The organism is Bradyrhizobium sp. 40, from assembly GCF_023100925.1.
Taxonomy (GTDB): domain Bacteria; phylum Pseudomonadota; class Alphaproteobacteria; order Rhizobiales; family Xanthobacteraceae; genus Bradyrhizobium.
The window spans coordinates 3688497-3701247 of the sequence record NZ_CP064688.1 but is presented as its reverse complement, the minus strand read 5'-3'; the positions used below and the strand labels follow the sequence as shown (position 1 = coordinate 3701247).

Below are 12751 nucleotides of genomic sequence, written 5' to 3'. Positions count from 1 at the left end.
CAGTCAAACGCCAAAAGCCCGGACGTGCCGGGCCGGGGTGATATAGCCACTCGGGCGGGCCCTGTCAGCCCTCGATTTGTCATGGCCCGCCGCCGCCGCAGGGACACGAAAAAACACGTGGATGCCGCCCACAAAGCCGGGCATGACGAGCGAAAACGATCCTAGGTTCGCCTGATGCGCCCCAGCCTGCTCAATCCGCTGTTTGCCCCCGTGACCAGCCTGCCCGGCGTCGGTCCGAAGCAGGACAAGCTGCTGCAATATCTGCTCAGCCGCAGCGAGACGCCACGGCTGGTCGATCTGTTGCTGCATTTGCCGAGCCAGGTCATCGACCGCCGCGCGCGGCCGAAGATCCGCGATGCCGTGCAGGGAACCATGGTCACGCTGGAGGTCACCGTCGACCGCCACCGCCCGCCCCCGCCGCGCAATGCGCGTGCGCCCTATCTCGTCTACGCCAGCGACGACACCGGCGACGTCGTGCTGACGTTCTTCCGCGCAAAGCCCGGCTATGTCGAGAAGCTGCTGCCGATCGGCGAGAAGCGCTTCGTCTCCGGCACGCTGCAGATGTACGACGGCATCCCGCAGATCGTGCATCCCGACCGGGTGCTGGACGAGGAGGCGATTTCCAAACTCTCCGGCATCGATCCCGTCTATCCCTTGACCGAAGGCCTTGCGCTCGGCTCGCTGCGCCGCGCGGTCGCGCAGGCGCTGCAGAAGCTCCCGGCACTCCCGGAATGGATCAGCCCGGAGGTGCTGCGCCGCTGCGGCTTCCCGCCGATCACCGAGGCGCTCATCCGCGTGCATCAGCCGGTCGAGCTCACCGACATTCTGCCCGACCAGCCGTTCTGGTCGCGCCTCGCCTTCGACGAACTCCTGGCCGGGCAACTCGCCCTTGCCCTGATTCGCGCGCAATTGCGTCGCCCGGCCGGTGTGCGCAACGCCGGCGACGGGCACCTCCGCAACAAGATCATCGATGCCCTGCCCTATGCGCTGACAATCTCCCAACGCGATGCCGCCGCGGCCATCGCCGACGATCTGCAACAACCGGTGCGCATGCTGCGCCTGCTCCAGGGCGACGTCGGCTCCGGCAAGACCGTGGTCGCGCTGCTGGCCGCCGCTGCCGTCACTGAGGTTGGCAAGCAGGCAGCCCTGATGGCTCCGACCGAAATCTTGGCCCGTCAGCACATCAAGACCATCGCGCCGCTCGCCGAGCGCGCGGGCATGCGGGTCGCGATCCTCACCGGCCGCGAAAAGGGCAAGGAGCGGCGGGACCTGCTGGCACACCTCGAAGCCGGCGAGATCGACCTGCTCGTCGGCACCCATGCGTTGATCCAGGACGACGTGATCTTCAGCGATCTCGCCCTCGCCGTCGTCGACGAGCAGCATCGATTTGGCGTGCGCGAGCGGCTGGCGCTGACGTCAAAGGGCGAGGCCGTCGACGTGCTGGTGCTGAGCGCCACGCCGATTCCGCGCACGCTGGTGCTGACCTATTTCGGCGACATGGATATCAGCGAGCTCAGGGAGAAGCCGGCCGGCCGCCAGCCGATCGAAACTCGCACCATATCGATGAGCCGCCTCGGCGAGGTCACCGACAGCATCGGCCGCGCGCTCGAATCCGGCAAGCTGGTCTACTGGATCTGCCCGCTGGTCGAGGAATCCGAGGCCGAGGGTACCGAGCACCTGACCAATGCGACCAAGCGCTTCGAAAGCCTGCAAAAGCGTTTCGGCGACCGTGTCGGCCTCGTCCACGGCCAGATGAAGGGCACCGAGAAGGACCGCGTCATGGGCCAGTTCGCCGCCCACGAGATCGGCTTGCTGGTCGCGACCACCGTGGTCGAGGTCGGTGTCGACGTGCCGGCGGCGACCATCATGGTGATCGAGAACGCCGAACGCTTTGGCCTCGCCCAGCTTCACCAACTGCGCGGCCGCATCGGGCGCGGCTCGGAGGCCTCAACCTGTCTGCTGCTCTACTCCGAGCCACTCGGCGAGATGTCGAAGGCGCGGCTGAAGGTGATCCGCGAGACCACCGACGGCTTTCGCATCGCCGAGGAAGATCTGAAGCTGCGCGGCGAAGGCGATGTGCTCGGCGTGCGCCAGAGCGGCTTGCCCGGCTACCGCATCGCCCGCTCGGAGGTGCACGGTCAGCTCATCACGCAGGCCCGCGACGAGGCGCTGCGCATCCTGAAGGACGATCCAAAGCTGAAGGGCGAGCGCGGCGAGGCGTTGCGATGCCTGCTGTATCTGTATGAGCGGGATGAAGCGATCCCGCTGATCGGAGCGGGTTAGCCGGCCGCTCGTTGCCGCCCAATCTCATAGGCCGCCACATGCGCGCGGGCGAGATCCAGCAGCGGCGTGTCGATGCCGAGTGCACGCGCCCGGTTGGCCATATCGCCGAGGATGTGCTCCGCCTCGGTGATCGAGCCGCGCTCGATATCACGCAGCATCGAGGCCTTGAGCGGGGAATCCGGGGTCGTGAACAGCTTGCGGTCAAACTCGATGAAAGGCGCTTGCGGCTCAAAACCCGAGGCTGTGGCGACGGCGCAGCATTCGGCAAACAGCCGGAAGATGGATTGCTCGCCGTTCGGCACCGCCAGAATGTCTCCGATGCTTGCACGCATCAGGCAGGTGATGCCGGCGAGCGTCGAGAGCTGGACGAATTTCTCCCACATGTCCTGCATGATCGCTTCGCTGGCGCGCACGTCGATACCGGGCACATGCAGCAGCGTCTCCAGGGCGAGCACACGCTCGCTGAACGACCCCCCGATCTCGCCGAAGACGATGGTCTGATTGGCCATGAACTGAACGACACGGCCATCCGCATCGAGCCCGGCACTGACGTTCGCGAGCCCGCCGAGGACGCAGCTCGCGCCGAACCGCGCAGTCAGGGCGTCGACATGTTTCAAGCCGTTGAGGATCGGCAAAATCATCGTGTTGGCGCCAACGGCCGGGGCAAACTGGGCCATCGCATCGTCGAGCGAGTAGGATTTCACCCCGACGAGCACGACGTCGAAGGGGTGCTTGACATCGTTGGCCAGGATGACGTTCGGCTGCACGGCGAAGTCGCCATGCGGGCTCACGACCTGCAATCCATTCCGCCGCAATTGCTCCGCACGCCCGGCCCGCACCAGAAAGGTCACGTCGCCGCCGGCTCGGACCAGGCGCGCTCCGTAGTAGCCTCCAAGCGCTCCCGCGCCGATCACAAGGACTCTCATTCGAACTCCCATTGCGGAGGAATTGCTTCCGCAGAAACAATAACAGATGGGCCGCGCGCCGTCTCGCGGCGACGCCCCCTCACCCCGAATGCGCTTGCAAAAATTTGCCGTGCTCCGCTTCGGTCGCATCGTTGGCGGGGAACATGCACTCGAGCCGCAGTTCCTCCGCCGTCACCGTCTGCGGCGTTCCGACCGTCGTGATCAGAGAGAAGTAGTCCAGCGTCACGCCGTCCTTGACGAAGGACAGCGGGATCATCGGCGTCGCATCGGAGGCCGACGGCGCACGCCATTCCGGCTTCACCCCGGGGTATTGCGACAATTCCTCCAGCAGCGCCTTCGTCCTGATGTCAACCACGTGTCCGACTGCCTCGCGATACACCCGCGCCAGCAGCCCGCGTGCGGTCTGCGGCCAGTTCGCGATGAAGGGGCGCATGCCCTCCGGATCGAACATAAGATGCAGCAGGTTTCGTGGCGCCGGCCGTGCGGACATGTCGATGAAGCAATTGAACAGAAGCGGCGCAGCCTCGTTGGTCATCAGCACGTTCCAGTAGCGGTCCATGACGATGGCGGGAAACGGCTCGTGCTGACGCAGCATGCGTTGCAGGGCACGCTTGATGCTCGTCATGGCTGGCGCCTCGAGCGCGGGATCGGAATAAGTCGGCGCATAGCCTGCAGCCAGCAGCAGCTCGTTGCGTTCGCGCAAGGGCACGTCGAGGGCTTGCGCAAGATCGAGCAGCATCTGGCGGCTCGGAACGCTGCGGCCGCTCTCGACGAAGCTGATGTGCTTCTGCGAGACGCCGGCGTCGAAGGACAGATCGAGCTGCGTCTTGCCGCGAATGTCCCGCCATTGACGCAGCAGCGCGCCCGCGGAACTGGCGCGCGTCTTGAGGGCACTGGCCGTCGCTTTCATGGCCGACTGATCCTTCCTGTCAATGTGCGGCATCGTCAACGCGCATCGGCGGCGGTGCGTCGGCTTATCCGAGGCACCGCCGCCGATGGTAGCTGGTTCGAGGCGATCAACCGAAGGCGACCGGTCCCACGGCGCCGACCCAGTGCCGTACCTTGGTAGCGTCCCTCTCGTCCATGTAGAAGAAGTGCGTCATCGTGGGATGAACCGTCTTCATCGAGGGATCATCGGGTGTCATGTCCACGATACCGCGAAACACCTTCAGGGTGCCGGCGTCCCAGTATTCGGTGACGTGATGCAGCGCGGTGAAGCCGGTGTCGATGAAGGCCTTGAGGTTGGCGCGGATCGCCTCGCGCCCCTTCCAATCGGCGACGCCGAGGTTGCAGACGGCATCCTCCGCAAAACAATCAAAACCTCGTCCAAAGGTCTTGTCGTCGATCTCCCGCCACATGTCGAGCAGCCATTGCGGCGGCTCCTTCTTCGTAAACATGACTTGCATAGCTCTCTCCTGATGCACCGACACACGCGCGACAGGAGGCTTGATTGAATGCGTCCTGTCGGGTGGATGACCGGGATAGTAGCCAGGCTGCGGATGGGCTCAATTACATGCCAGGTAATAAAGCGCGTTCGGGAAGCCTCCTCTTTCCCTGGCCCCGACTTTATGGAACCCTACGACGATGCGCCGGATCATCGTCGTGGGCTGTCAGGGCAGCGGAAAGACGAGCCTCTCCCGGAATCTCGGGCGAAAGCTCGGGCTGCCCGTGGTGCATCTCGACGTGCTCTACTGGCGGCCGGGCTGGAGGCCGTCAGACAAATCGAGCTTCCGGGCGCGCGTCACTGACGCGATCGCGGGCGACACATGGGTTGTCGACGGCAGCTTCTCGGGACTTGCCTTCGATCTCACGCTCGCGCGCGCCGATACGCTGGTCGTCATCGACCGCCCGCGCTGGCTCTGCCAGTGGCGCATTCTCCTGCGATCCGCGTTCGATCGCGACAAGACCCGGCCTGACCTCCCCGAAGGGTGTCCCGAACAGTTCGATTGGAAATTGATGCGCGAGGCATGGCGCTACGACACCGAGCGCGCGCCTGTCATCGAGGCCGAACGCGTGCAGTATGGCGCTGACGTCCCGGTCGTGCGCTTGAGACGCGATCGGGACATCCAGAGTTTTCTGGATTCGGTGCACGGCAGATGATCGATGGCCGTGACGCGAGACCGACGATCAGGATTTCTTCCGCGCGATACGCGCGGCGAATGCCTTCATCAGGTCGGTATCCGCCGCGTCGCCTTTGGCGTCCTCGGCGAGATGCTCGAACCAGCGCGCAAAGCCTTCGTAAACCTGGCTCGCCGGATGATCGGGGCCGAGAAAGCCGGAAATCTCCCGCATCTCCGCAACCCAGCGATAGGCTTTCGGAATCATGTCCGGCAGCGCGACTTCGAGCCGGGCCAGAACCGCGGGCTGGCTGAGTGCGAGTTCGTCGCGCAGCGCATCAGCAGCCCCCGCCTTCGTTGCCGCGACCACCATCGCCGCGCCGATGCCAGCGAGGCCCTTGACGATACCGGCGTAGGACATTTTGAGCGCGGACGCGGCGCCGACCGGCCCTTCGACGATCCGCACGTCGAGCCCGAAATCCTTCAGCACGGCGACATCCTGGGCGTGCTCGCCCGACATGTAGAAGGCCGGGCTCTTGCCACCGGGCTGGGGCGGGAACCCGATGATGCTGGCATCGACGAACGGCGCCTGTGCCGAGCCGATGATCTCCTCGATCCTCATCACGGTATCGACGTTGACGGCATTGCAATCGACCACGACGGGCTTCTTCTCGCGCCGGACGATCAGCCCGGCCAGCCGCTCGGCGAGCGCCACGGCTTCGCCCGGCGGCACGATCGAGAGGATGATGTCGGCGTCCGCGATCGCGTCGTCCTCGGCGCCGATCATGCCGGCATCCACCGCGCGTTTGCGCGTCGCCTCGCTCCGCCCTTTCAAGGACGTCAGCACGCGCGCACCGTGCTCGCCGAGACGGCGGGCCACGGCACTGCCCATGGCACCGGGCGCGAGGATCGCAATGGTTTTGGACATCGTGCACTCCGGATCGAATTTCGAGCAACGCGCTCGGTTCAACCGGAGACTAGCAGAGGACGGGACGCCCGCGTGAGCGGCGGCCATCCCGCAGAGGAATGGCCCTACTCCACCTTCGCAGGCTGAGGCTGGAGCGCCGAGGCGTTGGCAATACGCGCGGCATTCGCCATGCCAGCGAGGGCCGCCGCCTTCTTCGAATCGGGCGCCGAGCCCGGCTGCACCACGCCGGCCGACATGATCAGCGTCGCGGCGTCTTCGGTGCTCATGTCGACCTCGACGATCTTGCTCTTGGGCACGTAGAAGAAGAAGCCGGTGGTCGGGTTCGGCGAGCAAGGCAGGAACACCGAGACGTGCTCCTCCTGACCAGGCAGGCTGCGGGAGACATCCTCGTTCGGCGATTGCGAGATCAGCACGATCGACCACATGCCCGGCGAGGGAAACTCGACCAGGCCGACCTTGCGGAAGCTCGAGCCCTTGCCCGAGAACAGGGTCTCGAACACCTGCTTGAGGCCGCGGTAGATGGCGCGCACTGCCGGAATGCGGCCGAGGAAAGTCTCGCCGACATCGACCAGTGTCCGGCCGATCAAATTGGCCGCGAGGAAGCCGACCAGAGTCAGCGTGAAGAATGCGACGATCAGCCCCCAGCCGGGGATGACGTACGGCATGTAGGTTTCAGGCCGATAGGCCAGCGGCACGAACGGCCGCACCACGCCATCAACCCAGGTGACGAACCACCAAACCAGATAAAAGGTGATCGCAACCGGTCCCGTCACCACGAGCCCGGTGAGAAAATAATTGCGGAAGCGGCCCATCAGGCCGGTATGCGGCTCCGGCACGGGATCAAGAGGCGCAGGCGCGTCGTCACGGGGGTTCATTCGGGTTCCAGGTCGGTCGCTTCGTTCAAGCTAGGGTCTTCTAGCAGGTTTTGGAAGACCACGAAGCGTTCCGCACTCGACCCTTCTGCCTATTCCACCGTCACGGATTTCGCGAGATTGCGCGGCTGGTCGACGTCGGTCCCCATGATCACCGCCGTATGATAGGCGAGCAGCTGAACCGGGACGGCATAGACCATCGGCGTGAACGCCGCCGCCATATCAGGCATGACAATGGTGACGAGGGACTCGACGGTCGCCTCCGCCGCGCCTTTGGCGTCGGTCATCAGGATGATCTTGCCGCCGCGGGCAGCGACCTCCTGCATATTGGAGACGGTCTTTTCGAACACCCGGTCGTAGGGCGCGATGACGACGACGGGCATGGTCTCGTCGATCAGCGCGATCGGACCGTGCTTGAGCTCGCCGGCGGCATAACCCTCGGCGTGGATGTAGGAGATCTCCTTCAGCTTCAACGCGCCTTCGAGGGCGAGCGGGAAGCTGGTGCCGCGACCGAGATAGAGCACGTCGCGCGACTTGGCGATCTCGCGGGCGAGCTTCTCGATCTGGAGCTCGGTGGTGAGCGCATCCGACATCAAACGCGGGATCTCGACGAGCCCGTGGACGAGCTTGGTCTCGTCCTCGTCGGACAGTTCGCCGCGGGCCTTGCCGGCTGCGATCGCAAGATTTGCCAGCACCATGAGCTGGCAGGTGAAGGCCTTGGTCGAAGCGACGCCGATCTCTGGGCCGGCCAGCGTTGGCAGCACGGTCTCGCTTTCGCGCGCGATCGTCGAGGTCGGCACGTTGACGACGGCGATCGTATGCACGCCCTGGTCCTTGGCGTAACGCAGCGCGGCCAACGTGTCGGCGGTCTCGCCCGATTGCGAGATGAAGATGGCGAGATCGCCCTTGCGCAAGGGCGCCTCGCGGTAGCGGAATTCGGAGGCGACATCGACTTCGACCGGCACGCGCGCGAAACGCTCGAACCAGTATTTTGCGACGAACCCGGCGTAGCTCGCAGTGCCGCAGGCCGTGATGTTGATGCGCTGGATATTCTTGAAGCCGAACGGCAGCTTGACCGGCAGCGAGACCCGCTCGGTCGCCATGTCGACATAGCGTGCCAGCGTATGGCCGACCACTTCAGGCTGCTCGTGGATCTCCTTGGCCATGAAGTGGCGATAGTTGGCCTTGTCGACCAGCGAGGTCGAGGCGGCGTGCTTGGTCTTCTCGCGCTGGACGGCGTGGCCGTCCTTGTCGAAGACCGAAGCGCTCGTATGGGTCAGCACGACCCAGTCGCCGTCCTCGAGATAGCTGATCGTGTCGGTGAACGGCCCCAGCGCAATGGCGTCGGAGCCGAGATACATCTCGCCGTCACCATAGCCGATCGCGAGCGGCGGACCGTTGCGGGCGCCGATCATCAAATCGTCCTCGCCGGCGAAGATGAAGCCGAGCGCGAACGCGCCGCGCAGCCGCGCCAATGTCAATTTCACCGCTTCCACCGGCTTGTTGCCGCGCGTGAGCAGATCGTCGACGAGATGCAGCACGATCTCGGTGTCGGTCTGGGTGTGGAACACCGTGCCTTTCTTCTCGAGCTCCTCGCGCAGCTCGCGGAAATTCTCGATGATGCCGTTGTGAACCACGGCGACACGCTCGGTCGCGTGCGGGTGCGCATTGTTCACGGTCGGCTTGCCGTGGGTGGCCCAGCGGGTGTGACCGATTCCGGTCGAGCCCTTGAGCGGCTCGGCTTCCAGCCGCTTCTCCAGATTCTTCAGCTTGCCCTCGGCGCGGCGGCGCTCGAGATGCTTGCCCTCGAGCGTGGCGACGCCCGCGGAATCATAGCCGCGATATTCAAGACGTTTGAGCGAATCCACCAATTGCTCTGCAACCGGCTCGCGCCCGAGAATGCCGACAATCCCGCACATGCGGATCAATATCCCCCAAATCGTCGAAAAATCGCCTAAACGACGCGCTCGGTTTTTAGCGAAGTTCCTAAGGAACCAGATACTCAATAATTATTGCTGATTGAGACAGCACCGACGGCGCCGAGCCTCGCGTGCGTCGAGCTGGCTGGGCCTTAAACCGCGCGCGTTAACTTGTTGTCAACAAATTTGGTCAACCCTTGCGTACCAAGGAGAGAGGCCATGAAAGGCTCATCCAACCGCAAAGATCTGTCATCGATGGCAGTGCGCGCCAGCGAGACCACCGGCACGCACCTTGCGCATTGGCCGCCGCCCCAGCGCGGCAAGGAAAGCAAGCCCGTCTTCATCAAGCACGTCGCCGGCGAGCCGGCGAAGCGTGCCAAGCCGCGCGGCTGGCGCCTGACGCGCGCGATCTTCTCGGAATTTGCCGACGACGAATAGCGGCTCATTTCTCCGGCTTCTTTTCAAGCTTCTTGCCACCCGTCTTCATCTCGCGATAGCGCGCCGCACCACCTTCGCGGATGGTCTGCGCGCTGCGCTCCAGCGCCAGGGCGTCATCAGGCACGTCGCGGGTGATCACCGAGCCCGAGCCGATATAGGCGCCGTTGCCGATCGTCACCGGCGCGACCAGCGAGGAGTTGGTGCCGACGAAGGCGCCCTGCCCGATGATCGTCTTGTGCTTCTTGAAGCCGTCGTAGTTGCAGGTGATGGTGCCGGCGCCGATGTTGGAATTGGCGCCGATCGTGGCGTCGCCAATGTAGGAGAGATGGTTGACCTTGACGCCGGCCTCCAGCGTCACGGCCTTGGTCTCCACGAAATTGCCGATGCGCGCGCCGTCGCCGAGCGACGTGCCGGGCCGAAGCCGCGCATAGGGGCCGATGGAGACCTTCTTGCCGAGCTTGGTCTCGACGATATGCGAGAAGGAATGGACCACCGTGCCGTCGCCGATTGAAACGCCGGGGCCGATCACCACGAACGGCTCGATCGTCACGTCCTTGCCGAACACGGTATCGGCGGCGAGATAAACGGTTTCGGGCGCGATCAGCGTGACGCCGGCCTCCATCGCCACTTTCCGCAGCCGCGCCTGCATCACGCTTTCGGCCTCGGCGAGCTGCGCCTTGGTGTTGATGCCGCGCACTTCGTCCTCGCTGGTTTCGATCACCACGGCATCCCATCCCTGTTCGCTGACAATGCCGACCGCGTCGGTCAGATAATATTCGCTCTTGGAATTCGCATTGCCGATCTTGTCGAGGATCGCGAGCGCGCGGCGCCCGTCGATCGCCATGACCCCGGCATTGCAGAGGTCGATCTTGCGCTCCTCTGCGCTGGCGTCGGCCTGCTCGCGGATCGCGACCAGGCGGTCGCCGTCCACGATGAAGCGGCCATAGCCGGTGGGATCGGCGGCCCGGAAGCCGAGCGCCGCAATCGCGGCGCCTTTGGCGAGCGGCGCGCGCAGCCGCGCAAAGGTCTCGGCCGAGATCAGCGGCGTGTCGCCGAACGCAATCAGCAGGTCGTCCACGCCCCGCACAATGGCATCGCGCGCCGCCAGCACCGCATGCGCGGTGCCGAGCCGGTCCTGTTGCACGAAGGTGAGCGCGTCGGGGCGGATGCGCTTTGCCTCGTCCGCCACCGCCTGATGGTCGGGTCCGATCACGACCGCGAGCGAGGTGCCGGTTCCCTTGGGCGCCGCGGCGAGCACGTGGGCGAGCAGGCTCTGATGCGCGACCGAATGCAGCACTTTCGGCAGGTGTGAGCGCATACGCGTGCCTTCGCCGGCGGCGAGCACGATCGTGAGGCTGGAACGGGCGGTCATCGAAATCCTGTCAATCGGCCGAATCAAGTGGCGCCAGCGGGCGACGGCCGCCCTGATGAGTTATCGCCTTGCTACCCCCGCAAACGCCCGGAGTTCAAGTGCGACACGCTTTTCCTGTTAATGTTCCCTGATTGATTCGGGGAAGCCGGACAGGGGTTGGGCACTTAACGTTCATGGCAAAGGATTCCGACCCACTGGCGGATGCCTTCGGCGCCAAGGAGACCGGCGGGCTGTTCTCCGGACTTGTGGCCGAGGAGAGTTCGTTCGATCGCGGCATGATGTGGCGGCTGGGCTCATGGGGCGTGGCGGCCGTCGGCGCCGTGGTGCTTGCCGTGTTCGCCAACCAGGCCCAGCTCGGCTGGCGGCGCGATCAGGTTGCGTCCGCCGATCTCGCGCGCCAGGCCGACCGGCTCCAGATCCTGACCAAGGAGAGCCAGAACGAGGCCCGCCGCCTCGCCTCAGCGATCGAGACGCTGAACACGGATCGCGACCGGCTTTATTCGCGCGTCACCGTGCTGGAGCAAGGGCTCGATTCCGTTACCGGCGCCATCGCCAAGCAGACGACAACCCCGCCGCAGGCGTCCGTTGCGAAGCCGCAGGACGCGCCGGCTTTGATCGGGCCGCCGGCGCCCGGCATCGGGCCGGTCGCCTCGACACCAGCTCCGGCCAACGACAAGCCGCGCACTGAGGCCGCAAAGGAGCCGTCGAGCCCGCCGCCACAGAGCGCAGCGGCGGCCTCGCTGGTCGCGCAGTCGCCGGCGACGAATTCGGCACTGCCGATGCTTCCGTTGGTCCCATCCAAATCGATCATGGCGCCGCCCGATCCGGCCGCCCCGAAACTGGTTCAGCCCGAGGCCGCTGAGAAGACCACTGAGAAGGCTGCCGAGAAGAAGCCCGATCCAGTGCCCGCCCCGATCGAAGTCGCCGCGGCACCAGCCAAGCCGCCGGAGGCCGCCGAAAGCGAGGCTCCCGCGATCGCGGTCCAGCAGACGCGCTTTGCGATTGATCTCGGTGGCGCCAACTCGCTCGAAGGCCTGCGTGCACTGTGGCGCGGGGTCACCAAATCCAATCCCGAGATCGCGGCGCTGCGGCCGATCATCATGATCAAGGAAGGCAACACCGGCCTCGGCATGCAGCTCCGCCTCGGCGCCGGCCCGCTCATCAACGCAACAGCTGCGGCAAAACTCTGCGCCGGCCTCGCCGAGAACGACCGCCACTGCGAGACCACCGTGTTCGACGGTCAGCGGCTGTCGATGCGCGGCGGCCAGGAAAAGCAAGAGAAGACTCAGGATCGAGTTCAAGAGAAGAACTCAGACAAGAACCAGGACTCGGTGCCACAAGCCGAGACCGCCCCGGCGCCCGCGCCCGCCGCCAAGCCCGACAAGCATCGTCGCAGCTATTCCTCGAAACGCTCGTCGAAGCGCGAGGAGCCCGCGCCTGCTCCTGCGGCGCAGCCGGCCGCACAGCCGAAGCCGGAGACGGCGTCGGCGGGATCGACGCTGTCGTCGTTCTTCAGGCGGTAGACGCTCTGCGGCGGGAAGACCATCTCGCGGCTAACGTATCAAACGATACGGAGGTGCCCGACATAAAACGGCAGGATCCGCGACGAAGATGATTCGGAGCGGAGATGGCGGACGAGATGTTTCTGCGCGAGCACCTCGCGCTCATCCGCGAGTTGGCCGAACAGGCCGACCCCCATATCAGGAAGCGATTGCTGGCCTTGGCCGAAAAATACGAACGTCGGCTGAGAGACCAGAACCGGACGATACAAACTCGCCCTTGAGAGCTCATCGGCGCACGCAACCACCTACTCGATGCGCGCTTTTTCCTTCAGGTCACGAATGCGGTTGTCAGCCTCATCCTTCGACTGAACCAGTTCCGACCAATCCTCAACCCGAGCTTGCTTGCTCAGCCGCTTGAGTTCGTCCAGTTGCTCCTGAGTTGGCTTTTCCATGC

Annotated in this window: 13 protein-coding genes; 5 read left to right on the top strand and 8 right to left on the bottom strand. The window is 65.0% G+C overall.

Going from position 1 to position 12751, the window contains the following annotated elements:
- Nucleotides 1-174 precede the first annotated feature (174 nt).
- A complete protein-coding gene (gene recG / locus IVB40_RS18025) occupies nt 175-2283 on the top strand; it encodes an ATP-dependent DNA helicase RecG (RefSeq protein ID WP_247819472.1) in 2109 nt (702 codons plus the stop codon).
- On the opposite strand, the gene panE is transcribed toward recG, so the two are convergent.
- From panE to IVB40_RS18010, 3 genes are all read right to left on the bottom strand, one after another.
- Nucleotides 2280-3209, bottom strand: a complete 930-nt coding sequence (gene panE, locus IVB40_RS18020) for a 2-dehydropantoate 2-reductase (RefSeq protein WP_247819471.1) — start codon at nt 3207-3209, stop codon at nt 2280-2282. The two genes, recG and panE, sit on opposite strands and share 4 nt — an antisense overlap.
- 79 nt (nt 3210-3288) lie before the next feature.
- Nucleotides 3289-4119 (bottom strand): helix-turn-helix transcriptional regulator, encoded by an 831-nt coding sequence (locus tag IVB40_RS18015; protein WP_247819470.1) that lies wholly within the window; start codon nt 4117-4119, stop codon nt 3289-3291.
- A gap of 106 nt (nt 4120-4225) precedes the next feature.
- Complete coding sequence (locus tag IVB40_RS18010) at nt 4226-4615, bottom strand: nuclear transport factor 2 family protein (RefSeq protein ID WP_247819469.1); 390 nt, start codon at nt 4613-4615, stop codon at nt 4226-4228.
- Nucleotides 4616-4793: 178 nt separating this feature from the next.
- Here IVB40_RS18010 and IVB40_RS18005 point away from each other — a divergent pair, with 178 nt between their 5' ends.
- Nucleotides 4794-5309, top strand: coding sequence for an AAA family ATPase (locus IVB40_RS18005; protein ID WP_247819468.1), 516 nt, complete (start codon nt 4794-4796; stop codon nt 5307-5309).
- A gap of 27 nt (nt 5310-5336) precedes the next feature.
- Here IVB40_RS18005 and IVB40_RS18000 read toward each other — a convergent pair whose 3' ends face one another.
- The 3 genes from IVB40_RS18000 to glmS all read right to left on the bottom strand — a co-directional run bounded on the left by IVB40_RS18000 (nt 5337) and on the right by glmS (nt 8985).
- Nucleotides 5337-6194, bottom strand: coding sequence for an NAD(P)-dependent oxidoreductase (locus IVB40_RS18000; RefSeq protein WP_247819467.1), 858 nt, complete (start codon nt 6192-6194; stop codon nt 5337-5339).
- 104 nt (nt 6195-6298) lie between these two features.
- Nucleotides 6299-7069, bottom strand: coding sequence for a DUF502 domain-containing protein (locus IVB40_RS17995; protein ID WP_247435666.1), 771 nt, complete (start codon nt 7067-7069; stop codon nt 6299-6301).
- Between the two features lie 89 nt (nt 7070-7158).
- Nucleotides 7159-8985 carry a glutamine--fructose-6-phosphate transaminase (isomerizing) gene (gene glmS / locus IVB40_RS17990; RefSeq protein WP_247819466.1) on the bottom strand — a complete coding sequence of 609 codons (1827 nt, stop codon included), beginning with the start codon at nt 8983-8985 and terminating at the stop codon, nt 7159-7161.
- Nucleotides 8986-9204: 219 nt separating this feature from the next.
- On the opposite strand from glmS, the gene IVB40_RS17985 reads away from it, so the two are divergent.
- Nucleotides 9205-9423 (top strand): hypothetical protein, encoded by a 219-nt coding sequence (locus IVB40_RS17985; RefSeq protein ID WP_247819465.1) that lies wholly within the window; start codon nt 9205-9207, stop codon nt 9421-9423.
- A 4-nt stretch (nt 9424-9427) separates the two neighbouring features.
- On the opposite strand, the gene glmU is transcribed toward IVB40_RS17985, so the two are convergent.
- On the bottom strand, nt 9428-10795 hold the full coding sequence (glmU, locus tag IVB40_RS17980; protein WP_247819464.1) for a bifunctional UDP-N-acetylglucosamine diphosphorylase/glucosamine-1-phosphate N-acetyltransferase GlmU: 1368 nt from the start codon (nt 10793-10795) through the stop codon (nt 9428-9430).
- 173 nt (nt 10796-10968) lie between these two features.
- Between glmU and IVB40_RS17975 the strand changes: the two genes are divergently transcribed.
- Both IVB40_RS17975 and IVB40_RS17970 read left to right on the top strand, forming a co-directional pair.
- Entirely contained in the window at nt 10969-12318 is a 1350-nt protein-coding gene (locus IVB40_RS17975; RefSeq protein ID WP_247819463.1) for a hypothetical protein, read from the top strand.
- Between the two features lie 104 nt (nt 12319-12422).
- Entirely contained in the window at nt 12423-12578 is a 156-nt protein-coding gene (locus tag IVB40_RS17970; protein WP_247359387.1) for a hypothetical protein, read from the top strand.
- 24 nt (nt 12579-12602) lie between these two features.
- Here the strand turns inward: IVB40_RS17970 and IVB40_RS17965 are convergent, their stop codons facing one another.
- Nucleotides 12603-12749, bottom strand: coding sequence for a hypothetical protein (locus IVB40_RS17965; protein ID WP_155809610.1), 147 nt, complete (start codon nt 12747-12749; stop codon nt 12603-12605).
- Between the last annotated feature and the right edge of the window lie 2 nt (nt 12750-12751).